Source organism: Mycobacterium saskatchewanense, from assembly GCF_010729105.1.
Classification (GTDB): Bacteria; Actinomycetota; Actinomycetes; order Mycobacteriales; family Mycobacteriaceae; genus Mycobacterium; species Mycobacterium saskatchewanense.
In genome coordinates this window covers 2,376,602-2,398,774 of the sequence record NZ_AP022573.1, presented here as the reverse complement: position 1 = coordinate 2,398,774, position 22,173 = coordinate 2,376,602, and the positions used below count along the sequence as shown (strand labels likewise).

The 22,173-nt window shown below is 68.2% G+C and carries 31 protein-coding genes; 12 read left to right on the top strand and 19 right to left on the bottom strand.

Annotated elements, in window-relative coordinates; translation table 11 throughout:
- Nucleotides 1-19: 19 nt before the first annotated feature.
- From G6N56_RS11000 to G6N56_RS10990, 3 genes are read right to left on the bottom strand one after another with little or no spacing between them, the layout of a single operon-like run.
- Nucleotides 20-256: an exodeoxyribonuclease VII small subunit gene (locus G6N56_RS11000; protein ID WP_085256448.1), complete on the bottom strand. Its 237-nt coding sequence runs from the start codon at nucleotides 254-256 to the stop codon at nucleotides 20-22.
- Nucleotides 246-1,496 (bottom strand): exodeoxyribonuclease VII large subunit, encoded by a 1,251-nt coding sequence (gene xseA, locus G6N56_RS10995; protein ID WP_085256449.1) that lies wholly within the window; start codon nucleotides 1,494-1,496, stop codon nucleotides 246-248. The genes G6N56_RS11000 and xseA overlap by 11 nt, the downstream gene beginning before the upstream one ends.
- Nucleotides 1,493-2,068: a lipid droplet-associated protein gene (locus G6N56_RS10990; RefSeq protein WP_085256450.1), complete on the bottom strand. Its 576-nt coding sequence runs from the start codon at nucleotides 2,066-2,068 to the stop codon at nucleotides 1,493-1,495. The genes xseA and G6N56_RS10990 overlap by 4 nt, the downstream gene beginning before the upstream one ends.
- A gap of 89 nt (nucleotides 2,069-2,157) precedes the next feature.
- On the opposite strand from G6N56_RS10990, the gene G6N56_RS10985 reads away from it, so the two are divergent.
- Nucleotides 2,158-3,165, top strand: coding sequence for a 4-hydroxy-3-methylbut-2-enyl diphosphate reductase (locus G6N56_RS10985; protein WP_085256451.1), 1,008 nt, complete (start codon nucleotides 2,158-2,160; stop codon nucleotides 3,163-3,165).
- Here the strand turns inward: G6N56_RS10985 and G6N56_RS10980 are convergent.
- Nucleotides 3,162-4,328 carry a DUF6542 domain-containing protein gene (locus G6N56_RS10980; RefSeq protein ID WP_180150519.1) on the bottom strand — a complete coding sequence of 389 codons (1,167 nt, stop codon included), beginning with the start codon at nucleotides 4,326-4,328 and terminating at the stop codon, nucleotides 3,162-3,164. The genes G6N56_RS10985 and G6N56_RS10980 overlap by 4 nt on opposite strands.
- A 209-nt stretch (nucleotides 4,329-4,537) precedes the next feature.
- Between G6N56_RS10980 and ychF the strand changes: the two genes are divergently transcribed.
- From ychF to G6N56_RS10960, 4 genes are all read left to right on the top strand, one after another.
- Nucleotides 4,538-5,626, top strand: coding sequence for a redox-regulated ATPase YchF (ychF, locus tag G6N56_RS10975; protein ID WP_085256452.1), 1,089 nt, complete (start codon nucleotides 4,538-4,540; stop codon nucleotides 5,624-5,626).
- 113 nt (nucleotides 5,627-5,739) lie between these two features.
- A complete protein-coding gene (locus G6N56_RS10970) occupies nucleotides 5,740-6,012 on the top strand; it encodes a hypothetical protein (protein WP_142280658.1) in 273 nt (90 codons plus the stop codon).
- Nucleotides 6,009-6,902 carry a tyrosine-type recombinase/integrase gene (locus tag G6N56_RS10965; protein WP_232069273.1) on the top strand — a complete coding sequence of 298 codons (894 nt, stop codon included), beginning with the start codon at nucleotides 6,009-6,011 and terminating at the stop codon, nucleotides 6,900-6,902. Before G6N56_RS10970 ends, G6N56_RS10965 begins: the two co-directional genes overlap by 4 nt.
- Before the next feature lie 32 nt (nucleotides 6,903-6,934).
- Complete coding sequence (locus tag G6N56_RS10960; RefSeq protein WP_085256454.1) at nucleotides 6,935-7,252, top strand: hypothetical protein; 318 nt, start codon at nucleotides 6,935-6,937, stop codon at nucleotides 7,250-7,252.
- Nucleotides 7,253-7,630: 378 nt separating this feature from the next.
- Here the strand turns inward: G6N56_RS10960 and G6N56_RS10955 are convergent, their stop codons facing one another.
- From G6N56_RS10955 to G6N56_RS10900, 12 genes are all read right to left on the bottom strand, one after another.
- On the bottom strand, nucleotides 7,631-7,825 hold the full coding sequence (locus G6N56_RS10955; RefSeq protein ID WP_142280659.1) for a hypothetical protein: 195 nt from the start codon (nucleotides 7,823-7,825) through the stop codon (nucleotides 7,631-7,633).
- Nucleotides 7,826-8,332: 507 nt separating this feature from the next.
- Entirely contained in the window at nucleotides 8,333-8,734 is a 402-nt protein-coding gene (locus G6N56_RS10950; protein WP_085256455.1) for a hypothetical protein, read from the bottom strand.
- Between the two features lie 536 nt (nucleotides 8,735-9,270).
- On the bottom strand, nucleotides 9,271-9,738 hold the full coding sequence (locus G6N56_RS10945; RefSeq protein ID WP_085256456.1) for a hypothetical protein: 468 nt from the start codon (nucleotides 9,736-9,738) through the stop codon (nucleotides 9,271-9,273).
- 74 nt (nucleotides 9,739-9,812) lie between these two features.
- Complete coding sequence (locus tag G6N56_RS10940) at nucleotides 9,813-10,304, bottom strand: hypothetical protein (RefSeq protein WP_085256457.1); 492 nt, start codon at nucleotides 10,302-10,304, stop codon at nucleotides 9,813-9,815.
- Nucleotides 10,301-10,465, bottom strand: coding sequence for a hypothetical protein (locus tag G6N56_RS10935; RefSeq protein ID WP_158090727.1), 165 nt, complete (start codon nucleotides 10,463-10,465; stop codon nucleotides 10,301-10,303). Before G6N56_RS10935 ends, G6N56_RS10940 begins: the two co-directional genes overlap by 4 nt.
- 167 nt (nucleotides 10,466-10,632) lie before the next feature.
- Nucleotides 10,633-11,028, bottom strand: coding sequence for a hypothetical protein (locus tag G6N56_RS10930; protein ID WP_232069272.1), 396 nt, complete (start codon nucleotides 11,026-11,028; stop codon nucleotides 10,633-10,635).
- Between the two features lie 181 nt (nucleotides 11,029-11,209).
- Entirely contained in the window at nucleotides 11,210-12,637 is a 1,428-nt protein-coding gene (locus G6N56_RS10925; protein WP_085256459.1) for an AAA family ATPase, read from the bottom strand.
- Nucleotides 12,634-12,975, bottom strand: a complete 342-nt coding sequence (locus G6N56_RS10920) for a hypothetical protein (RefSeq protein WP_232069271.1) — start codon at nucleotides 12,973-12,975, stop codon at nucleotides 12,634-12,636. Before G6N56_RS10920 ends, G6N56_RS10925 begins: the two co-directional genes overlap by 4 nt.
- Nucleotides 12,976-13,223: 248 nt before the next feature.
- Complete coding sequence (locus tag G6N56_RS10915; RefSeq protein ID WP_085256460.1) at nucleotides 13,224-13,442, bottom strand: helix-turn-helix domain-containing protein; 219 nt, start codon at nucleotides 13,440-13,442, stop codon at nucleotides 13,224-13,226.
- A 96-nt stretch (nucleotides 13,443-13,538) separates the two neighbouring features.
- Nucleotides 13,539-13,952, bottom strand: coding sequence for a hypothetical protein (locus G6N56_RS10910; RefSeq protein ID WP_142280660.1), 414 nt, complete (start codon nucleotides 13,950-13,952; stop codon nucleotides 13,539-13,541).
- Entirely contained in the window at nucleotides 13,949-15,583 is a 1,635-nt protein-coding gene (locus G6N56_RS10905; protein WP_232069270.1) for a recombinase family protein, read from the bottom strand. Before G6N56_RS10905 ends, G6N56_RS10910 begins: the two co-directional genes overlap by 4 nt.
- 49 nt (nucleotides 15,584-15,632) lie before the next feature.
- Nucleotides 15,633-16,133 carry a nitroreductase/quinone reductase family protein gene (locus tag G6N56_RS10900; protein ID WP_085256463.1) on the bottom strand — a complete coding sequence of 167 codons (501 nt, stop codon included), beginning with the start codon at nucleotides 16,131-16,133 and terminating at the stop codon, nucleotides 15,633-15,635.
- Between the two features lie 71 nt (nucleotides 16,134-16,204).
- Between G6N56_RS10900 and G6N56_RS10895 the strand changes: the two genes are divergently transcribed.
- The 4 genes from G6N56_RS10895 (at nucleotide 16,205) to G6N56_RS10880 (ending at nucleotide 18,390) form a co-directional block, all read left to right on the top strand.
- The gene (locus G6N56_RS10895; RefSeq protein ID WP_085256464.1) at nucleotides 16,205-16,516 is read left to right on the top strand and encodes a hypothetical protein; all 312 of its coding nucleotides are present in this window, start codon (nucleotides 16,205-16,207) and stop codon (nucleotides 16,514-16,516) included.
- Nucleotides 16,513-17,514: a hypothetical protein gene (locus G6N56_RS10890; protein ID WP_085256465.1), complete on the top strand. Its 1,002-nt coding sequence runs from the start codon at nucleotides 16,513-16,515 to the stop codon at nucleotides 17,512-17,514. The genes G6N56_RS10895 and G6N56_RS10890 overlap by 4 nt, the downstream gene beginning before the upstream one ends.
- A 123-nt stretch (nucleotides 17,515-17,637) precedes the next feature.
- Nucleotides 17,638-18,018, top strand: a complete 381-nt coding sequence (locus G6N56_RS10885; RefSeq protein WP_180150517.1) for an Mtp family mycobacterial-type pilin — start codon at nucleotides 17,638-17,640, stop codon at nucleotides 18,016-18,018.
- A 90-nt stretch (nucleotides 18,019-18,108) separates the two neighbouring features.
- Nucleotides 18,109-18,390 (top strand): hypothetical protein, encoded by a 282-nt coding sequence (locus G6N56_RS10880; protein ID WP_232069269.1) that lies wholly within the window; start codon nucleotides 18,109-18,111, stop codon nucleotides 18,388-18,390.
- On the opposite strand, the gene G6N56_RS10875 is transcribed toward G6N56_RS10880, so the two are convergent.
- The gene (locus G6N56_RS10875) at nucleotides 18,377-18,871 is read right to left on the bottom strand and encodes a nitroreductase/quinone reductase family protein (RefSeq protein WP_085256467.1); all 495 of its coding nucleotides are present in this window, start codon (nucleotides 18,869-18,871) and stop codon (nucleotides 18,377-18,379) included. The two genes, G6N56_RS10880 and G6N56_RS10875, sit on opposite strands and share 14 nt — an antisense overlap.
- A gap of 189 nt (nucleotides 18,872-19,060) precedes the next feature.
- Here G6N56_RS10875 and G6N56_RS10870 point away from each other — a divergent pair, with 189 nt between their 5' ends.
- The gene (locus tag G6N56_RS10870) at nucleotides 19,061-19,579 is read left to right on the top strand and encodes a C40 family peptidase (RefSeq protein ID WP_163645108.1); all 519 of its coding nucleotides are present in this window, start codon (nucleotides 19,061-19,063) and stop codon (nucleotides 19,577-19,579) included.
- A 353-nt stretch (nucleotides 19,580-19,932) separates the two neighbouring features.
- The gene (locus G6N56_RS10865; protein ID WP_085253957.1) at nucleotides 19,933-20,256 is read left to right on the top strand and encodes a putative quinol monooxygenase; all 324 of its coding nucleotides are present in this window, start codon (nucleotides 19,933-19,935) and stop codon (nucleotides 20,254-20,256) included.
- On the opposite strand, the gene G6N56_RS10860 is transcribed toward G6N56_RS10865, so the two are convergent.
- Complete coding sequence (locus tag G6N56_RS10860) at nucleotides 20,253-20,933, bottom strand: guanylate cyclase (RefSeq protein ID WP_085253906.1); 681 nt, start codon at nucleotides 20,931-20,933, stop codon at nucleotides 20,253-20,255. The two genes, G6N56_RS10865 and G6N56_RS10860, sit on opposite strands and share 4 nt — an antisense overlap.
- Nucleotides 20,934-21,080: 147 nt before the next feature.
- Here G6N56_RS10860 and G6N56_RS10855 point away from each other — a divergent pair, with 147 nt between their 5' ends.
- Entirely contained in the window at nucleotides 21,081-21,290 is a 210-nt protein-coding gene (locus tag G6N56_RS10855) for a hypothetical protein (protein WP_085253907.1), read from the top strand.
- Here G6N56_RS10855 and G6N56_RS10850 read toward each other — a convergent pair.
- Entirely contained in the window at nucleotides 21,242-22,075 is an 834-nt protein-coding gene (locus tag G6N56_RS10850; RefSeq protein WP_085253908.1) for an adenylate/guanylate cyclase domain-containing protein, read from the bottom strand. The two genes, G6N56_RS10855 and G6N56_RS10850, sit on opposite strands and share 49 nt — an antisense overlap.
- Nucleotides 22,076-22,173: the final 98 nt, after the last annotated feature.

Below are 22,173 nucleotides of genomic sequence, written 5' to 3'. Positions count from 1 at the left end.
TTTCGCGAAACGGTCTGGATCAGGCCTCGTCGGCGTGGCCTGAGGCCAGCGCGTCCTCGATCCGCTTGCGCGCCCCAGCTAAGTGCTCCTCGCACCTTTTGGCGAGCTGTTCGCCCCTTTCCCACAGCTGCAGCGACGCATCGAGGTCCAGCCCGCCCTGCTCGAGGAGCCGGACGACCTCCATCAGTTCGTCGCGGCACGCCTCGTAGCCCAGCTGACTAATGGGCGTAATCGCGTCGTCGTCCCTACGGTCCATCGGTGCGTCCTTCGCTCGTCGCGGCTATCGCGCCGTCGGCCACCCGCACCCGCAGCCGCGTCCCCGCCGGTGCGTCCTCGACCGACCGCAGCACCGCCGCGGGCGCGCCGTCGGAAAGCGCTTGGACGACGGCGTAGCCTCGGGCCAGGGTGGCCGCCGGGCCCAGCGTGGCCAGCCGCGCGCCCAGGTGACCGACCCGCTCGCTTTCGCCCGCGACCAGCCGGGTGATGTCGCGGCGCACGGCCGAGCGGGCCCGGTGAATCTCGTCGGAGCGCGCCGTCAGCGCCGTCAGCGGCTCGGCCAGCACGGGCCGGCTGCGCAACTGGTCCAGCGCGCGCTGTTCGCGGGCGACCCAACTGCGCAGCGCCCGGGCGCTGCGCCGGCGCAGGTCGTCGACCAGCCGCTGCTCGGCGGCGGTGTCGGGGACCACCTTCTTCGCCGCGTCGGTGGGGGTGGCGGCCCGCAGGTCGGCGACCAGGTCGCACAGCGGATTGTCGGGTTCGTGGCCGACCGCGCTCACCACCGGCGTGCGGCACGCCGCGATGGCGCGGCACAGCGTCTCGTCGGAGAACGGCAGCAGGTCCTCGACGCTGCCGCCGCCGCGGGCGACCACGATCACGTCGACCTCCGCGTGGCGGTCGAGTTCGCGGAGCGCCTCCACGATCTGCGCCACCGCGTTCGGTCCCTGGACCGCGGTGTTGCGCACCGCGAAGCGCACCGCCGGCCAGCGCGCGCCCGCCACCGTTCGCACGTCGTGTTCGGCGGCGCTGGCCCGGCCGGTGATCAGTCCGATCATGTTGGGCAGGAAGGGGATCGCCCGCTTGAGCCGGGGGTCGAAGAGGCCCTCGGCGTCCAGTAGCCGGCGCAGCCGATCGATGCGCGCCAGCAGCTCGCCGACGCCGACGGCGCGAATCTCGCTGAGCCGCAACGAGAACGTGCCCCGGCCGGTGTAGAAGGAGGGTTTGCCGCACACGACGACTTGCGTGCCTTCGGCCAGTTTCACCGGTGCCCCGAGCACCAGGTCACGCGGGCAGGTGACGGTCAGCGACATGTCGGCGGCCGGGTCGCGCAGCACCATGAACACGGTCTTGGAGTCGGGCCGCATGTTGATCTGAGCCAGCTGCCCCTCGACCCACACCGTGCCGAGCTTGTCGATCCAGCCGGCCACCCGGATCGCCACCGCGCGCACCGGAAACGGGTTCTCGGCGGAATTGCCCTCGGAATTCGCCGCCCGGGTCACTTCGCGTTCGCGCGGGTGATCCTGTTGGCGAGCAGCGTCTGGAACGGCGCGCGCGCCTTGGTGGCCTGTTCGTAGGCCAGCAGGGCTTCGAGTTCGTCGACGCTCAGCGACTGCAGCCGCGCCCGCAGCTGCGCCAGCGTCAGCGTCGGGTAGTCGAGCTCGACCACCACCTCGGGTTCCGGGACGTCGGGCGCCGGCCTGGTGGACGGCTTCGGCGGCGTGGCCGAGGCCTCCGCCGCATCGGCCACCGAGTACAGGGCGAACCGGCCCTCGGTCAGCCGATCGCCGTCCTCGGCCGCGGGGATCGCCGCGGATTCGGATTCGGGCAGGTCCTCGTCGAAGGTGGCCCACTCCGGCTGTTCGTCCTTGGGCGGGAAGATGCTCTCCAGGGTGCTGTCGCCCTTGATCACCAGCTCCGCCAGGTTCTGCTGAAACAGCATCACGATGTGCGCCGCCTGACTGGCCAAAGTCATCGGGTACATCAGAATGGTTTTCGGCAGCTTCATGGTCTCCTCGACGGCGACTGTCGCCGCGCCGACCAGCAGCCGAACTCCATACGGTGCAGTAGCCATGGGACCAAGATTGCCTTAAGCCGCCGCTAACGCCAACCCCGCCCGCGCGAGCTGGCGGGCCCGCGTCGGCAGTCAGTACCCTGGAGGGCATGCCGCCGACTGTTGATATGGGGATTCCCGGCGCGTCCAGGTCGGTAGCCGACGACCCAACCGGCAAGCGAGTCCTCCTGGCGGAGCCGCGTGGCTACTGCGCGGGCGTGGACCGGGCCGTCGAAACGGTCGAACGCGCGCTGGAAAAGCACGGCGCCCCGGTCTACGTGCGCCACGAGATCGTGCACAACCGGCACGTGGTGGACACCCTGCAGAAGGCCGGCGCGGTGTTCGTCGAGGAAACCGATCAGGTGCCCGAGGGGGCCATCGTCGTGTTCTCCGCGCACGGTGTCGCGCCCACGGTGTACGCGGCGGCCGCCGACCGTAACCTGCGCACCATCGACGCCACCTGCCCGTTGGTCACCAAGGTGCACAACGAAGCCAGGCGATTCGCCCGTAACGACTACGACATCCTGCTGATCGGCCACGAGGGCCACGAGGAGGTCATCGGCACCTCCGGGGAAGCGCCCGAGCACGTCCAGTTGGTCGACGGGGTGGCCGCCGTGGACCGGGTGACGGTGCGCGACGAGGACAAGGTGGTGTGGCTGTCGCAGACCACGCTGTCGGTCGACGAGACCATGGAGATCGTCGAGCGGCTGCGGCAGCGGTTCCCCAAGCTGCAGGACCCGCCCAGCGACGACATCTGCTACGCGACGCAGAACCGGCAGGTCGCGGTCAAGGCGATGGCGCCCGAGTGCGAGCTGGTGATCGTCGTCGGCTCCCGCAATTCGTCGAACTCGGTCCGGCTGGTCGAGGTGGCGTTGGGCGCGGGCGCCCGGGCCGCGCACTTGGTCGACTGGGCCGACGACGTCGACCCGGCATGGCTGGAGGGCGTCACGACGGTGGGTGTCACCTCGGGTGCTTCCGTCCCCGAGGTGCTGGTGCGGGGCGTGCTCGAGCGGCTCGCCGACTGCGGCTACGGCGTCGTGCAACCGGTCACGACGGCCCAGGAGACGCTGGTGTTCGCGCTGCCCCGGGAGATCCGGTCACTGCTGAAAGACGTCTAGCTGTCGTATTCCCATGATTCTGCGGGTGGGCGGCCGCGCGACCGGCCCGACGTTCGCGACCGGCTTGGGCGCTCGGCCCCGGGTTCGTCGAGGGGGGACCCCCCGCGGTAGCGGACTTGCGAGATCGGATGGTGCGTCGGGTCGGACCCGTTGGTGCCCCTCGGCGCCGATCGGCGGGTCGGACGCTCATACGGCTCGTACCGGTTGAGGTGCTCGGGCGCGCCCGGCGGGTCGTAGCGGTCGTAACCGTCGAAGCGGTTGCCACGTGGCGCGGGTCGCTCGTAGGGGCTGCGGCGCTGGCGCGGCTCGCGGCGGGGCTCCCGGGGCGACTGCCCCCGCGGGTCGGCGTCGGCCTCCGGCCTCGGCCGGCGGGGACGACGGGGCGGGTCGGCGGGGTCGAAGTCGCGAGAAGCGGTCTGGCTCCTGCGGTTCGAGCGACGCGGGCGCTCGGCCAGGGGGTCCTGCTCGTCGTCCCGCGGCGGGCGGCCGTGGCGGGAGTGAGCCCGGCCGGCGGATCGGTTGGCGCGTGCGGCGCGGCGGGCTTCGGCGGCCCGGCGAGCGTTGCGGGCCCGTCGCTTGTCGGCGGGCGTCGCCCCGTCGGCGTCGTCCGCTCCCGGCTCGCGCCGCAGGACCGCCTGCACCTTCGCCGCGATACCGCTGACGAAGGATTTCACGTCGGCGCCGTTCGCCGTCTCCGCGCCGTCCTCGGGGGCCGCCGCGTTGGGCCGGTGCGACATCCCGAAGTACCACCTGACCAGCCCGATCAGCAGCACGCCGCCGGCGGTCCCAAGCATCAGCGGAAATCGCTCGATCAGCGGATAGCCGCAGTTGATCAGCAGGTCCTTGAGGTGGCCGACCTTGCGTCCGTGGAACAGCCAATAGGCGCCCGGGACGGCGCAGAACAGGATCAGGGGTGGCTGGATGACGGCGGTGAACACGCCGTCCTGCCGCACGGCCAGCACCGCGGCCACGCAGCCGGCGATGTAGAGGCCCGCGAAGATGTGGGTGAGCTCCTTATGGCCGGAGCCGGCGTCGATCGCGAATCCGACGACGCTCGCGCCCACGGCGAGGAGCAGGGCCGCCCACCACGGCAGGCCCGGGATATTTGGGTGGATCGAGCGGTGGGAAGCCTCTACCGCCGACCTTGCCCGCTGTGCTGACACATCTAGACCGTACCGGCTATGAGCCGAAAGGCCCGTATATAGCGAGTCGTGTGCCACGACTTACCCACGAGGCACTTTCGAAACGTCGACCCCTTTCGCACCACGAGGCTAGAGGTGGTGGTCCCAGTATGCGATAGCGCCGGTGATATCGGCTCCGGATGGCCATCGGCGCGAACGGTCCGTCGGCCGGCCCCTAGACTTGGTTCCCCGTGAGCCTGAGCCTGGGAATCGTCGGCCTGCCCAACGTCGGCAAGTCAACCCTCTTCAACGCGTTGACGCAGAACGACGTGGTGGCGGCCAACTACCCGTTCGCCACGATCGAGCCCAACGAGGGCGTCGTATCGCTGCCCGACCCGCGACTGGGCAAGCTCGCCGAGCTGTTCGGTTCGGAGCGCATCGTCCCGGCCCCCGTCACCTTCGTCGACATCGCCGGCCTGGTCCAGGGGGCGTCCGAGGGCGCCGGGCTGGGCAACAAGTTCCTCGCCCACATCCGTGAATGTGACGCCATCTGCCAGGTGGTCCGGGTGTTCTCCGACGACGACGTCACCCACGTCGCCGGGCGGGTGGATCCGCAGTCCGACATCGAGGTCGTCGAGACCGAGCTGATCCTGGCCGACCTGCAAACCCTCGAGCGCGCCCTCCCGCGGCTGGAGAAGGAGGCGCGCACCAACAAGGAACGCAGGGCGACCTACGATGCCGCCGCCAAGGCCCAGGAGGTGCTCGACGGCGGGAAGACGCTGTTCTCCGCCGGGGTCGACGTTTCCCTGCTGCGGGAGCTGAACCTGCTCACCACCAAGCCCTTCCTGTATGTCTTCAACGCCGACGAGTCGGTGCTCACCGACGCCGCGCGGGTCGCGGCGCTGCGCGAGCTCGTCGCGCCCGCCGACGCCGTCTTCCTCGACGCCGCAATCGAATCCGAGCTGGCCGAGCTCGACGACGAGTCGGCTGCAGAGCTGCTGGAGTCGATCGGGCAGACCGAACGCGGGCTCGATGCGTTGGCCCGGGCGGGCTTCCACACCCTCAAGCTGCAGACGTTCCTGACCGCCGGCCCAAAAGAGGCGCGCGCGTGGGTGATTCACCAGGGCGACACCGCTCCGAAGGCGGCCGGGGTCATCCACAGCGACTTCGAGAAGGGCTTCATCAAGGCCGAGATCGTGTCCTATGACGATTTGATCGCCGCAGGGTCGATGGCGGCGGCGAAGGCCGCCGGGAAGGTTCGCATGGAGGGCAAGGACTACGTCATGGCCGACGGCGACGTGGTCGAGTTCCGACACGGAGCAACAACTAAGTCGAAGTGATGAAACCGTCGGTGCCCGTCGTCGTGTGATTGCACGCCCAATCCCGCTGCAATGCCCGATTATCGTGCATTGCATTGTGGTGCAATAGGTTTCGGCTTGCTACAGTCCCCGACATGAGCATCGAGAAACCGCTCCCGACACCCCCCGGGGCCACGCGCGTGCTGCCGTGGGACACCGACGGCTCCCGCATCTTTGAGCGCACCGCTCACCAAGTTGCTGGCGTGCACCTGCTCAACGCTGGCGTCCAGCACGCCGACGGAAGCATCCGGCGGCAATGGGTTTCGGTGACGGTCGACGACGACTACACCGAACTCGACGCGCCCGAGCTGCGCCGGCTGGCCGCCGCGCTGCTCGACGAGGCCGACGTGTTGGACGGGCCGCGGTGAGCCGCAAAGGACTCCCCGGCGTTGCCCGTAGCCGGCCGCTGCCGACGGCGTGGCAATTTGCGATCGACGACTACCTGCACGCTATCGCCGCCGTCGGGCAGCGTGAGGCCACCCGCAAGCTTCGGCGTGACACGCTGCAACGCATGGCCCGCGGGCTCGGATGCCCGTCGCCCGATGAAGTCACCGCCGATCATCTCGTCGACTGGTTTGGCCGTCAGACACACTGGGCTCTCGAAACGCGCCGCAGCTACCGGGCCGCCGCGAAAGGGTTCTTCACGTGGTCGTACCGGACCGGGCGGGTGCCGACCTATCTCGGCGATGCGCTGCCTGTGGTGCGGCAGCCCAAGGCCGCTCCCCGGCCGGCACCCGACGATGCATGGGCGGCGGCGCTGGCGGCAGCGGATGCGCGCACCACGCTCATGCTGCGACTCGCGGCCGAGGCCGGGCTGCGTCGCGCTGAGGTCGCCCAGGTTCGCACCGGTGACGTGTACGTGGCCGGCGGCGGCGCTCAGCTCGTTGTCAACGGCAAAGGCGGCAAGCAGCGAATCGTGCCGATCAGCACGGAGCTGGCCGGGTTGATCCGCCGCGGCGCGGCCGGCCACACCCCGCAAGTGGGCGCCTACGGTTGGGGTACCGCGGGTTGGCTGTTCCCCGACGGCGCTGGCGGGCACCTAAGCCCGGAGTGGGTCGGCCAGTGCGTCGCCGGCGTGCTGCCGGCCGGCTTCACGATGCACACGCTGCGACATCGCTTCGCCACCCGCGCCTACCGAGGCAGCCGCAATCTGCGTGCTGTGCAGGTGCTTCTCGGTCACACGTCGATCGCCACCACCGAGCGATATACGGCTGTCGACGACGATGAGATACGCGCGGCGATGATGGCGGCCGTGTAAGCGCGACCGCTAGCCGGCCTAGTCTGGTCGCTATGGACGAGTCAGATGCCGAGCTCGACGAGCGCCGGGTCGACGCCGAGGCTGCCGAGCGGTGGCTCAACCAACTCGAGGACCTAGACCCCGATGATCCGTCGCTGCGCGCCTATGACGTCGAGGCTATCTCCCGCGCAGCCAAGGAGCTCGAAGATGCTGTGTCCAGCGCGCTTGCTCGCGGCGTGCCCGCCCGCGTGATTAGGCTGACTACTGATCTCCTCGAGGACCAGCTCAGCGTGCTGCTGCGCACCGGCGACACGATTTCCGCGGCCGAGCTGTCGGGTCAGCTTGGCCTCCGCGATGAGGGCGGCAAGTAGCTCTACCCGGGCGCACGAGCGCGACAGCCCGTGATGAATCCGTTTTCAGAACGAGCTGCGTTCGCCGGGGGGCAGCGGCGCCCAACGTTCCCTCGGCACAGCATCCGACGCCGGAATCCTTTAAGGGATTCCCGGACGGCAGTCCATGACTCAAAACTGTGCACGGCCGTGCACAGTTCGTCCTCGGTCGGGAAGGCTTCCGCGAACCTGACTCGGTAATCGGCCGTGGCGAACTGCCAGATATCGAAGTGCTGACGAGACTCAGGCGGTTGCACATCCGCAGATTTGCGCTCTTGCAACCACTCGCCGACAGTCGGCAGGTCGACGACCACGAGGTACGCGCGGCCGCGGCGTGCGCCTGGTGAAGCGAAGCAGCCACTACCCCCAATACAGCTGCGACCCAACGTCGATAACCTCGGCGTCCGCCGCCAACGCGTCGCCATAGAGCGGCCCGATATCTTCGAGAACGTCGTCAAACAGGATTCGCTCCACTAGCGCTTCGTAACGGAACACGCGATTCTGCCATCGCCACTCCGCGTCGGTGAGCGAGTCGCCAGAAACACTTTCCGGCACCCAAAACCCTGTGCGAGACAGCTCTGTGCCGTAGCGCTCGAAGGCCAGAATTTGGGCTGGCCCACGGGCTTGTCCCTTCCCAATGTCAAGCCGTCGCCTGGCAGTTGAGGAATGCAGGAACGGGCAAACCAACGCCGAAAACAGGATGCACGACCTGTGCATCGGTCCCGGTATCCAGGTACACAGCCCACCAGGAACTTCGAACCAAAAGGAGGTCGGATACACGCACGTGTAAACCGGTGCGCTCAGGGTGCAGCCGCACGCGGCGCAACGTTGCCGTAGCGCCAGCGCCCACGCGCGAACTGGGTCACCAGCGGTCTCGCCCGGGACCGTCGTAGCGATGACAGGAAGCTGCTGGTGACGGCGAGGTCTAGGGTATGCCGAACCACTGGACAAGCGAGGAAAGTGCGCGATCCAGGGCGGCTCAGCAATCACACTGCTGCCGGGCCCAGGGCAGCCGGCGCGCGGCAACGGATTCGGTGGAGTCATCTTGCCTCGGTTGCGCCGCTACAGCGTCGACAGGTCGAACGAATCGTCATCGGGGTCGTCCTCGTCGTCGCCCACATCATCGGCTTGCTCGGCTTCCACCCTCGCCGCCTCGTCCAGCGCGCGAATCTGCGCATCGACCTCGCGAAATTGACGCATCAGCGCGACAGCCTGGTAGGCCGGTGGGTCGCTGTCGATCAGCGCGGCCAGCTTGCGCCGCAACACCACCAACGTGTCACGCTCACTACCACCCGGCCCGATCGCCGCCCGCAACGTCCGCGGCGCCCTGGTGCGCGCACTACTCGGGTGCTTGACGACGCTCGCCAACTTCTCGGGCGGCCACCCCGTCTTACCGGCCTCGGCGAGCTTCTCGACCAGCCGGTTGTGATCGCGCCGCGGAGGTTGCTGCCGCTTACCGCTCATCAGACCCCCCGCTCAGCAATCGCAGCAAATCCCTTGCGGCACTTGGTAAATCGCGATCATGCGTTGTTTTTTCTTCATTTCGGTCGCGATTCGTTTTCGGCGCATGTATACCACCCGCGACCGGCTCGGCCGCCATTGCCGTAAGCAAGAAAATACCCCCTGAGCTGCGGAAACACTCCCCGGCGGGTTTGGTCGGCTTGAGCCTCTGACCTGCAGTTCTGCGATACCCCCCAGGGGATGCTGCATACCCCCTGGGGGTTGCGCTCGTCGGGCTGGCCAGGGTGGGCGTCCAGCAAACTTTGGAGGATGGCTTGCGGGCTCGACAGTAGACGGGTGAGGGCCCGGGTCCCGCGCCGGGGATGGTCGGGCCGCTCACCTGGCGATTCCTGCGGCGTCGCAGTGGCATGCGAGGCCAGCGCGGTTACATTTGACGCACAGCCGGCCGGCGAGGAGTTTCTCGATTCTCGCGATCTGGTAGACGGCCTCGGCGTGGGCGGATCGGCATCGGCGCAGGAAGGCACGCGTGTCACCCCCGGTCATCGGCGTAGGCCGAGCTGTTCAAAAGGGGATGCTGGCTTGCTCGGTGGGCGAGGTGGTGCAAGAGCCTCGTCGAGGCCGCGGGCCATGAGTTCTTCGCCGGCACGCTGGGCGTCGGCCTCGGGATCGAGGTCGCCGCTGGCGACTTGGAGCAGCGCAAGTCCGTCGAGTTCGAGGCCGGCGGCGCGCAGCTCGGCCTGTCGTCGGGTGTGGGCGGCGATGCGGGCGTGGACGGGATTGAGCTCGCCTGCTCGGCGCCGGCGCTCGTCGGCCGCAGCTCGACGGGTGGCTTCGCGTTCGTCATAGAGACGTTGCGCCACTTCGGCGGTGATGCAGCGTAGCCCGGTGCTGACGGTGATCGTGATGCCGCGTCGCTGCAGCCACGCCGCGAATTGCTCGACGGGTTGGTCGTGTTCGGCGGCGAGCAGGCCGAGCGGCACGAGCGCCTCTGTGTCGGTGAATTGCATGGTGGTAATTCTCCCTTCGGTGGTGGGGTTTTGTTGCTCTACGGGGCGCACAGCCCCGGGAACGGGTGTCGGGGTCATCGCGGGGTGTCCTGTTGCAGTCGCAGGGCGGCGCCGCGGGTGACGGTCGTGCAGTGTGCGCCGGCGGTGTGCCGCTGGCGGCATTCGATGAACAGCCGGGCGTGCACCGCGGTCGAGCTGGCGCAGGCGCCACATAGGACGGCGCCGGCCGCGCCGTCGATGAGATAGCAGCGAGCACGCCGGCCGAATCTGTGGCCGCATGTTGAACAGCGGAGAGGGTCGCCGGGAGCCGCGGGTGGCGGAGTGGTCAGCGCTGGCGGCGGGTCCGGCTCGAACGGCTCGCAGTCGAGTTCGTCGAGGTCGGGTTCGTCGGGCTTGGTTGCGGCGTCGGGGCGGGCTGGCGTGTCACCGTTGGCGCACAAGCGACACTTGCGGCCGGTGACCGCCAGGCCGCGGCCGCAGCGACACAGCTCGCCGAGGTCGGCGAGAGCACGGGCGCGCGCCTTGCCGCGGCGTCGTAGGACCGGTCCGCTGTTCACCACGTTCACGGGCGCGCCAGTTCGTAGGTGCATGAGTGGCGGTTGGTGGTGAACGTAATCACGCCGGCGGCGGTGAGTTCGGCAGCGGCGGGAGCGAAGTGCTGCCGTAGCTCCGAACTGAGCGCATGACTGATCTGGGTGCCCGTCAGCGGGCCGCCGTCGTCGAGCACGCCGAGGATCGCGACCTTTGCCGTTTCGATTCGGGCCGGAACGTCCGGGAGCGCTGCAGGCGCCGCGATGACAGTAGTGCGAGCGTCGGCGGGCCGCCCGGTCGCGCATTGGACGCAACGCCGGGAGCCAGGTTCGGCGAGCGCGTCGAGACACGTCGAGCACAGGATCATCGGTGAGCGTTCCCTTCGTCGTGGACATCGGTGGTGGTGGTCGTCGGTTGGCGGTGCCGGGCGCATGCGGCGCCGGCGTGGGTGACGATTTGACGGCATGGGCGGCCGGTTGTGCGGGTGGCGCGGCCACACCGGATCGGCGCCAAGGCGATCCGATCGCGCCAGCCTGCGGCGAGCGGCCCGGGTTGCTCGTGCGGGGCGTCGCTGCACGCGGCGTCGAATACCGCGGTCGTGTCGCCGATCCGCGCGGTTTCGGCGACCAGCAGCACGGTCGAGCCGTCGGCGTGGACGGCGGTCACGGCGCCGTAGCCCGGAGCCCCGACGCCACACAGGCACACCGAACGGTCGTGATCGACGAGCGCAGTTGACGCGGGCGGCAGGTGGCCGGTCACGCGATCACCCCGCTCGCAGTCCTCGTCACTGACGAGGTTCCGGGATTCGTCGGGTGGTGCCCGACCACCACCACCACCACCTCGTCATATAGACGAGGTAACGAGGTGGTTGGGTGGTCAGGCTCGGACCTCGTTGACGAGGTAGCAACGAGGTCTAACGAGGTGACGAGGTTTAGGGGTCTCACAGCGCCAATTCCTCCGCCTTCTCGGGACATGAGAGGTGCCGGTCGGTGCCGCCGCTCACCGGCAGCCCGCACTCGCTGCAGGGGTTCGCGATGCGGTGCAGCTTCGCAACGCCGTTGCGGTCGCCGCCCTCGACGACTACGAGCCCGTCCTTGACGGCGGCGGCGAGGCCGTCGCGTATCGCGCGCTGCGGGTGGTCGCCGTCCTTGAACGCGGTCTCGATCGCGTTCTTGCTCACGGCCGGTTCGCCGCGCAACTCGCGGCCCGCGAGCCACTCCACGACGGCGACCTTGGCGGCCTCGGCTTTCGAGTCCTTGCGGGAGCCGCTCGCATAGGTGAGTCGTCGGGTGCGGGTGTCGAAGTCGAGGCGCCCCTCAGGCACGCTCACGTCGCGGCCGATGGCATGGAAGAACCGCGGCGAGCTCGGGTCGTCGGGTTTTTCGCGGACTATCCGCCAAATCACGTCGGGCCAGTCTTCGATTCGGGAGTCGCCGCGGGCCCGCTCGGCGCCGTGGCCCATGTGGTGCACGATCAGGGCATCGGTGACCCCGGCGTCGGCGAGCATGGCGTCGAACGGGACGAGGAACCGGCCCGCCTCGCGGTGCTCATCGAGCCCCAGGGCGTCGAGGATGGGGCGGAGGCAGTCGAGCACGACGAATGTCGCGCCGAGGTCGGCGAGTCGGGCCGACCATTGCTCGCGGCAGCGGTCGTTCAGCAGGTTGAACGCGGAGATTCGGCCGCGAAGCGATGCCACGTCGACAACGGCGGAGGTGTTGCGAATCTGTTGATCGCGCAGCCAGGAACGCAGCATCCGTTCGGAGAGTTCGTCGTCGATTAGCGCTATCCGATGGCCGCTGGCCGGCTCGAAGCGACCGAGGAACGGGTCGCCGTCGGCCAGGGCGCGCAGCAGGTTCCCGACGGTGATGGTCTTGCCCGCTTTGTACTGCGCCGACAAGACGATCCGGCCTTCGGCGGGGGCGAGCTGGTCGATGGTGTAGCGGATCGGTGCGTCGGGTTCGTCGAGCAACTCGGCGAGGTTTTTCACCGGCGGCGGGACGGCGGGCGGGTGTTCCTCGTCGTCGAGTCTCCGCTTGGCTTCTCGGGTGATCCGCAACCAGTCGAGCCGATAGCCGATCCTCGTTTCGAGGTCGTCGGCGGGCGTCTCGCCCGCGGCGGCGGCTGGCAAGGTGACACCGTTGTTTACCGGGTGGTTGTTCAGCGCCTGCAGCTCGTCATGCGCGCCGAGCAGGTGGGGGTCGTCGGGCATGTGCCCGCTTCTCTCGTCGTCGTCGAACCACTCTCCGAGGTGCGGTGGTTTGTCGACCACGCGGTGCGCGCCGGTGGTGCCGAACGGGTCGGGTTTGGGCGCATGTTTGCCGCTCTCGGCGATCCGCTTGCCGCGGGCGATGAGCTCCTCGTTGGTCATGCTGCCCGCCCTGCGGTCAGGTCGTGGAGGCGGCGGGCGAGGGCCTGTTCGTGTCCGCCGCGGCGCCACAGGCCGCGCAGTTCGTCGACTGGGAGCAGCGGCAGCAGCCCGTGGGCGAGTAGGTGCCGGGCGGCGGCGCCGGCGCCGGTGATCGCGAGCTCGGACGGTGGCGGGTCACTGCACCGGCAGGTCCACGGGTCGCGGTGTCGCCCACAGGCCATCGGTTCGCAGCGGTCGGCGGCGAGCCGGCGCCGGTGGAGCTGGTCGAGCAGCTCGAGCAGCTCGACGTCACGGCGCGCAGTGCCGTGTGAGTGTCCGCGGGAGCCGCTAGCATTCATGTGTCACTCGCTTTCGCATCAGGGCATCGGCGGGTGAGGTGAAAGTGGTGGCGGCGCCCCGGTCGGTTCAGCCGGGGCGTCGCGTTTTTGGTCTGCGGCATCGGGCTAGACAGCCTCGGCCGCGCTGCCGCCGCGCAGGAGTGCAGCTATGCGGTCGCGCACTTCCGGCGGTGGTGTCGGCCAGTCGGCCACGACACGGGCAGCGTGCTCGGCGAGGGAGCGCCCAGCCGGCGCCCCGGAATCCCCGCTCACGCTGCGCCACCGACGGGCTGCATCAGGGCGTCGAGGTCCTCGGCGCGGACTTTCAGCAGCCGCGGCCCGACGCGCACGGCGTTAAGCCGGCCGTCGCTGATCCAGCGGTGAATGGTGCGGGATGACACGTCGCAGCGTTGTGCAGCGGCCACGACTCCGATGAGCTCGGGGTAGCGACGTTCGGCTCGGTCCTGCGGGTTTCCGGATTTCGGCATGGGACTCAGCCACTCCTTGAGTGGTCTGCGACCCACCTACCGACGGATACCTAATGGTGGGCTACCGGGTCCCTGCCCGACGGCGCATCTCGGAGTCTATGTCAACGTGGGGCGCGGCGCGTCAGGTAACGGCAGAACATGCTGGCCTCGCCGTGTCACCACATCGGACGCCGACACTGCCCAGCGTCGGTGTCGACACCACACGAACTGCGGGAGTCCACGTTCGGCCATCTGCTCGAACGCGGTCAGCCACACTGCGCCCTGCTCCTCGTAGGCGCGAGCGCCCGCCCACGGTTTACGGTCAGCGTCGCTCAAATCCGTGTGCCCATAAGACAATTGGCCTACGAGGACGCACGGCGGGTCGGTCTGCATGACCTCGATCATCGGCCGGCGGTCTTTGCAGCACGGCGCGACGATCGCCAGCCGTCGCAGTTTCGCCCACGCCTCGTGATCACCGCGCAGCCGCTCAAGTGCCGCCAGCACCGGCAGGTAGCCGTTGGGGTCGCTCATGCCTTCGCGGCCCACTGTCGCGGCGTGACAGCCACGGTTGCCTCGTCGAACGTCCGCGAATACCGAGTGCCCTTGTGTAGTCGGACGACGCTCAGCGCGTCGATCACCGAGCGTTGAGCCATCAGCCCGGCATCGAGAAACGCCGCGGCCGGGTCGGGAGCGGCCAGTATTTCGCCGAGCGCGGCGCTGGTGCTATGAGCGGCCATCTCGCGTTCGACCGCAACCAGTTCAGCGCGCACGTGCGCGGTCGCCGAGGCATATCGGTGGCCGTCGATCCGGTCGGCGTCGTAGTCCGCCTCGATCCGCGTGAGCCGGTTGTGCAGCCGGGTCGATTCGGCCAGCAGCGGGGCCAGTTGGGCCTCCGTCGGCGCCAGCAGCTCGGCCATGTCTTCGCGACGCAGCCGCGCGGCGATAACTTCGCGCACCCACGCGTCAACAGGGCCGCGGGCCCGATTGACGTGTCGTTCTTTGCAGCGGTAGCGGCCTTGGGACCATCCACCAACCGGCTCCTCGCACACACCGCACAGGAACAGGCCCGAACCGAGATGCCGGCGATCGGTGCCCTCACGGTTAGAGACCCGGCGCGGGTCATTCAACCGAGCCTGCACAACGTCGAAGACGTCTTCGCTGACCAGCGGCTCCCAATTCCCTTGTGCCCCTGTCGGACGCCCCTGGTAGATTGCGCGGCCCGCATAGCGCGGGTTGACCAGGATCGAGCGAACGGTCGACGGATTCCACGGCTTGCCGCGGCGGGTGGTAACGCCTTCGTCGGTGAGTGTGCGGCAGATCGAACGCAGTGATTCGCCGGCGTAGAACAGCTTGAAGATTCGGCGCACCAGATCAGACTCGCCGGGAACGGTCTCACCCTTGGCGGTGTAGCCCGTCAGTCGGACGCCGAGCGGCGGCCGCCCGAGTCGGGCCCGTTGGCTCAGAGCGTCGCGCTGGCGGCGTGATTTGCGGTCGACCTCGGCGCGCGCGACGGCCAGTTTCACGCGGGCGAACATGCGGCCGCCGTCGGTGGTGAGGTCCGCCTCTCCGTTGGCCGTCACCAGCGCGAGACCGCGCCCCTCGGCGGCGTCGATCCAATCTTCGAGCTGCCGAGGCTGCCGAGTCAGCCGGTCGAGGTCGTAACACACCAGGGCGTCGAATTCGCCTGTCTCGTAAGCACGTACGAGTGCGTCGTATCCGGGTCGGTTCTTCCGGGCATCGCTCGCCGAGATGCTGTTGTCAACGAATTCGGGGCCGGCCTTCCAACCCCGTTGGCTAATGATGCGGGCGCATTCGTCCCGCTGACGGGCGATCGCGAGCCCTTCGCCGGTCTGGTCCAGGGAGATACGGAGGTATGTTGCGGCGCGCCGCGCGGTACTCATGGCGATATTGTTGCATGGCGTCGTAATGTGGTGGAGTTCCGGTTCAACGTGTAGGGACCCGAACGTCGTAAAGACCCCAACCTGGGGGAAGGCTGCTTCGCACGGCCATATCGGCCCTGCCCCGAGCGCCAACAGCGCGCGCACGCCGCAGCAAGGGCGCTTCGGTCGCCCAGAAAGTGAGTTCGCGTCGCGAGACCGCAGTGGATGCGGTCGAGTTCCGTTTGCGTGTCCAGGTGGAGACGCGTCGAGCGCGGGGGGCAAGCACGCGAGCGGGGCGGGTTCCGCTGCAACACCCGTCGATGGTCGTCGGTTATTGCGACCCTTCTGCAGAGAAGACCGCGATCGGGCGCACGGGCGTCAACATCACCAGCGGGATTTGCCGGGTGGTCGACTGCTGATAAGTGAGGTATGGCGGGTACAGGTGAGCCATATACGCCCACACCTGATGGCGCTCCTCGCCTTCGGGTTCCCGCCACGTGGCCTCGAACGCTTGGGTCGCGATTTGCACACCGATCGTGTTGCTCTCCAAGACGTTCAAGTACCACCCTGGATGGGTGTCGGCACCACCCTTCGACGCGACGACCACGATCTCGCCGCCGACGTTGCCGTAGATCAACGGCCTGACATAGACCTTCGCCGACTTGCGACCCACACACTTGATCAAGCAGTGTGTGGTCAGCGCACGCCCCCCGACCGCACTCACGTCCATGATGTGGCCACGCGTGCCACCGGAGGTCAGGTAGATCTCGAGGTGCTCGCTGATCCAGTCACCTCTCGCCGCTCGTATGGCCGCGGCATCGGCGTCGCCCATAAGTGACTCCTGAACTAGACGGCCCGAAGGTACCATCACCTGTACCTACGATCGCTGCGGGGCATCCAGACATGACAACCCAACCGGAGCGCGGCGCCCTGTACTTCCTCGATATCAGCGGAGGCCGTCCCGAACCCGAGATCGTGTTCGACCAGGGGATGGAAGGTATCGGGCTGGCACTCGACATGAGCGGTGAGCGGGCGTTCGTCGCCGAATTGGCCGGCTCGGTCTACACGGCCTCCCCCGGTGGTGCTAACAGAACGACACTACTTGCGGCCCAAGGAAAGCTGACCCGGCATCGCTTACACCGACGTGAGCGTTCGATGACCGAGTACCAAATCGAGCGATCGTCTGCCGGCCGACGCGGAGCGCCGCCGGCATGACCGCCCGTCGTGTCGGCGTCTATTACGCCTGGAGCCGGCCCGGGGAGAGCTCTGCGCCGCTCGCCGTCATCGAGGACCGATTCCCGGCCCTCTTCGAGAGTCGCCGGATGCTGTATCCGCGCCTCGCGGAACTCGCCGACCCGATTCAGTTCGACCAGAATGTGGCCGGGTTCCTCGACCACATCCTGAAAAAGAACTTCGCCGCATTCATCGAGCAGGCGAGCGCTCAGACCGGGCAGCAGGCCCTCGAGGCGGAGCGCGTCGGGGACGACGGCAAGATGGTTCCACTCTCCGACGAACTCGCCGCCGCCCTCGACACGCTCATCGTCATCAGTTTCGACTCACTGCGTACCGGCCAGGAAGCAACGGAAGCCGAGGTGCGTGCCGTGCGCGGCTTTCTGGCGAAGCCCGGCAACCTCCTCGTCGTTTCGCCGCACCACGACATCGGCCACGTCGAAGGAATCCCGGCGCCGGATCGACAGCACCGCCAGGAAACGGAGTTCTTTCACCATGGTGACAAGACCATTCCACCGCGGCAAGGATTCGGCGGTTTCGGGCGATCGCTGCTCGCGGGGCTCGGTGTGCCGGTCCGCAACCGGTTTGGGCTCCGCCCCGCCGCCGAGCCGGATGGTTCGCCGACGCCGATCGAAGTCGACAGGCGGCTCGACCGGTCGAAGATTCTCGACGGGGTGACCACCTTCAATCTCCATCCCCACCTCCCGCACTTCCAGCGGCTCGACGACGCCGTTCTGAAGATGGACGTGTTGGCGCGGCAACGAATCGACCCCGGCGCCCCGCCGCATCCGGCCTTCACTCAGGGCGGACGGTTCGATGCGCTACTGCAATCGCGAACCGGAGTCTTTGCCGGTGACGTCCTGGTCTGCGACGCAACCCTCTGGAGTTCCACGGCCGGGGGAGTGGACAGCCTTCGCCGGTTCTGGACCAATCTGGTCCGGCGGCCGCACGGCGATCGGCCGCTGCTCGGCGCGACCAGTTGATCGGTGGTTGAAAGTCCCACCGGCTGGTCCAGTTGGCCCACGCGACCGTTGATCCTGCCGGGTCGACCCCGACGCCTTGAGTCCCCACTTGCCCCGATCCGGTTCAAGGGAAATCCTGGGGAGATGGCGTCTATAAACCAAGCGGTTCGGCGGTCTGCAAGCGTGCTGGTCGGCAGCGGCTTGGCCTTGTCCGTCTTCGGAGCCGCGGGCGGCCCCGCCCCGGAGGCCCAGGCTGCCCCGGTGCCCAGCTACCACTGGTGCCCCGGCGGGGGATGGGATCCCGGCTGGGGCAAGGCGTATGACTGGGACTGGAATCACTGCCACGACTGGCAGGGTGCGGCGGGCCAGAGTTACCCGGCGGGCGCCGGACCCTGGGGACCGCCGCCGCCGTGGGCGCCGCCGGCGCCGCCACCGCCGTCCTGGGCACCCGGGGCGCAATTGATGTGGAACCCGACGGGTGGCAACTGGGGCTTCTGGAACAACGGGGTGTGGACTCCGGTCTAGCGGGGCTGAAGGGGAGCGCGATGCGGTGGCGGGGCGTTTGTCACGTCGAGTTCGCGGTGCTGGACTATGGCGAGTCGGTGGCGTTCTACGATGTCCTGTTCGGATGGCGGGCTACAGCAGCTTTCGGCCCTGGGCATGGAGTACCAGTCGACGTACAAAATGACGCGAAATATGAACCCGCACAGCTACGTCGGGCCGAAAATGCTCACACCCCGCCAGCTTTGGTCGTGCTACCGCGCGATTCGCGCTTTCGCCGGCGGTCGCCCGGACCTGGCGAATACGGTGCCCGGCCTGATCGTGCAGGCGCGACGAACCTTGCCGCGGGCCGCGCCCTCGGCGGTCACCGCGCCCTCGGCGTTCAGCGCGGCCTGAGCCGGAATATCGGGATCTGCCGGCCCACGGGGGCCGTCTTCGCGCGGTAGTCGGCGTATCCGCCATAGACCCGCTCGGCGAACCCGTACAGCCTCGCATATTCGTCGGCTTCGGCCACCAGCGAAGCGGTGAAGCGCTCCCCGCCGAACTCGCACTCGGGGTGCGCCTTGAGGTTGTAGTACCACTGCGGATGCTTGTGCCCGCCGAAGTTCGACGCCAGCAGGATGACGTCGGGCCCGTCGTGAAAGTAGGTCAGCTGCGTTTCGCGCCGCTGCCCCGTCTTCGCCCCGACGGAGACGAGCGGCGCGTTGATGATCGAGCCCATGTTCACGCGGCCGCCGGTCAGCCGGAACAAGTAGGGATCGGTATGGCGTGCGACGTGCCGGGCGACGAATTGGCCCACCGGCGAGCGACCGAAGCGGACGCTCGCCCGGTAGAGGCGGCCCCGCTTCTTGTGGGGATCCACGTAGCGCAGCGGCACGGTTCTAGACCGTACGCGCGGCGCCGGCCGGGTCGGGCGCCGGACCGCCCGGGGATAGCAAAGGGGTCACGAACGCGCAACCGCCGAATAAGTTTGCTGTATCTGCGACGAAAGCCATTCTCCGCATCGCGAATGACGTACGCCACAAATTTTGGTTACCAATAAACTCGCTTGCTAGCGTGCCTGGCCATGGTTGTTCTTGCCACACTCGTATCGCTCATTAATCAGGTTTCCGGGACGCCCTATATCGTGGGCGGAGATTCTCCCGCGGGTACTGATTGCTCCGGGCTGGCCTCCTGGGTCGCCAACGCGGCAACCGACCGGCCGGTCTTCGGGAATCGCTTCAACACGGGCAACGAGGAAGCCGCACTGCTGGCGCGGGGGTTCCAATACGGAACCGCGCCCAACGCCGTTGTGATCGGGTGGAACGGCGGCCACACGGCGATCACCCTGCCGGACGGCACCTCGGTATCCAGTGGTGAGCGCGGTGGTGTGCACGTCGGCGGGCCGGGGGCCTACCAGGCCGGATTCACACACCACATGTTCCTGCCGATGCCACCCGACGGCGACGGCGCCCTTCCCCCTCCGCCCGACGCCCCGCCCCCGCCGCCGGACGCGCCGCCCCCGCCTCCGCCGCCGGACGCACCCCCGCCGTCCGACGCCCCGGCACCACCCCCGCCCGGTGACCCGGCAATGGCGAATCAATAATGATTCGAATTGAGCACCGGCATTCAGCGAGGACATAATTGTTTGGCGCCGGTGTGAAGCGGCCCGGCAAATAGTCGCGGTGTGTTGTGCATCACGAGCAGTGGATGTTAAGAATTTCGCACTCGCCCGGCGCTCGTGCAAGAGCAAATTTGCTGTCGTAGCTCGACCGGCGGGTCGCCCACCGACCCTCGGAAGCGATATCACCCGCGCTATCGCTTTCGGCGGTCATAGGGCGGTCCCGGGATGGTGCGCCTGTGGCGTATGAGGTGGCCCGCGACCGCACGTATCCTGGCGCTGCCCGGCACGATCGAGCCGGTGCAGTGGAAGCCCAGAGCGTGGACGGGGAGCGGTCAATGATCTTCATCGTCGTCAAGTTCGAAACGAAGCCGGAATGGACCGAGCGCTGGCCGGAACTGGTCGGGCCCTTCACCGAGGCCACCCGTGCGGAGGAAGGCAACCTGTGGTTCGAATGGTCCCGCAGTCTGGACAATCCGGCGGAGTACGTCTTGGTGGAGGCGTTCCGGGACGATGAGGCGGGCAGCGCTCACGTCAACAGCGACCACTTCGAGCAGGCGATGCGAGACCTCGCCCAGGCGGTGAAGTCGACGCCGAAGATCATCAATCAGACGATCGACGCGACGGGGTGGTCGGAGCTGGGGGAGATGGCGGTCGGCTAATCGGGGACGACTTCGATCTCCTTGCCGAGCTGATATCCGGGCGCCAGCGGGAGCCGGTCCCCGCTCCAGAACGACCCGGGGTCGAACCAGTTGGGATACTTCTCCGTGGAGAGCAACCCCATCTCCTCGTAGGTGATCGCCACCGTTTCGGCGCAGTACGCGGCCTCCAGGCCGACGCGTCGCCGGGCTTTGCGCCGCCGGGTCGATTCCCGAACCTTCTTGTCCAGGAAGGGGATTCCCTGGGTCCAGTCATAGGCGGTGGGAAGCCGCCCGCGCAGCCATCGGCCGGTGAGCCGCGCGGTGGCGGGAAACGGGGTGCCGTCCATGCGTGCGATCACCCGTAGCAGCGCGTCCTCCTGGGCGCGGTCGGCGTACGGCGTCAGCTGCCGCAACCAGCAGCGCTGCTGGTAACGCTCCATCCACTGCCGCACCGCTTCGCGCAGGTCGTTGACCTGAACCCCGCGGTGATTGGTGCCGGTCCAGACGTCAACGAGCTTCTCGCCCAGCTCGGCATGCCAGATCAACGGCGGCAGATCGTCGATGGCTACCGTCATCCCGACGTGGTTGACCGGGCTGTTGGTCAGGGTCTGGATGGCGCGGTCCGGGCGCGAACCGCCGCGGAACAGCCACAAGTCGCCGGTCCGGGTTTCGTCGACGGCTTGGTTCAGCGTGAGCATCGTCGTGTAATCCCGGTCATCACTTGATCTTTCGGCGATTATGGGCGGACGGGCGCGGCGCGAGCCGCGGGACGCTTGATGGTGGACGGGCACACAAGTTAACCACAACCCTGAACGGACGGGCTCCCCGGCGAATAGCCTGTGTCCATGCGCAACATCTGGAAGTGGCTCGGCCTGGCGGGGGTCGCCGGCGTGGTCGCCGGGGGCGCTCTGGTCGTCCGCGATCAACGCAAGCGCCGTGCCTACACGGCCGACGAGGTTCGGGCCCGCCTGCATCGAAGGCTGGCCGAATCCAACGGGGAGAGCTTTCAGTCGAGTTCCGGATCGGCCACGGGTTCGACGGCGAATAATCGGTAGCTGCCCGAAAAGCCTTTCAGCTCAACGTCGTGCCCCTCGCCGAACCGGATGTCGGCACAGTCCCTCAAGGCGTCCCGCACCGGTTCGCTCACCAGGACCTGACCGCCGACGGCCTCCGCCGCGACGCGCGCCGCCATCGCGACATTGCGGCCGAACAGATCGTCGCCACGGCGCACCGAGCGCCCCATGTGGATGCCGATGCGGACGCGGATCTCGGTGTGCCGCTTACGTTTCGCTTCCGCGCGCAATGCGCGCTGCAGGTCGATCGCGCACCCGACGGCCTCGTCCGCCCGTGAGAACGCGATCATGAAGCCGTCGCCCTGGCTCTTCACCACGTGCCCGCCGTGTTGGCGGACGAGCTTGTGCACGAGCTTGTCGTGCGCGCTGATCAGCTTGACCCACGCGCGGTCGCCGATGCGCTCGTTGAGGGCGGTCGACTCCTCGATGTCGGAGAACAGGATCACCACCCGGCCGTCCGGGGTGACCCGGGCCAGGTCGGGCCGCTCCACCTCGGCCCAGTCGGCGAGGTCCTCGATGGAGCTGCGCACCACCGCGCCGAAGCCCTCCTTGCGCATCAGGTTGGCGGTGTTCCACACGGTCTTGACCGCCTCGCGCCCACCCGACAGCAGCCAATTGCGGGTGTCGGCCCGGTGCTGCAGTTCTTCGATCTCCCTGCGGCTGCTCGCCAGCAGCCTCGACAGCACGACGATGGCGCCGGCCTCGAGCACCGCAACCCCCGCCACGATGTAGACCGCGATATGCAGCGCATCATCCACGGGGGCCATCCTTTCAAGCCCGCGATGCGCTGCGGTTGTCGCTCCCCCGGGCAGTGTCTAGTGTTGGGATCGGCCGCCGCGGGTAGTGGACCTCAAAGGAGCCCATC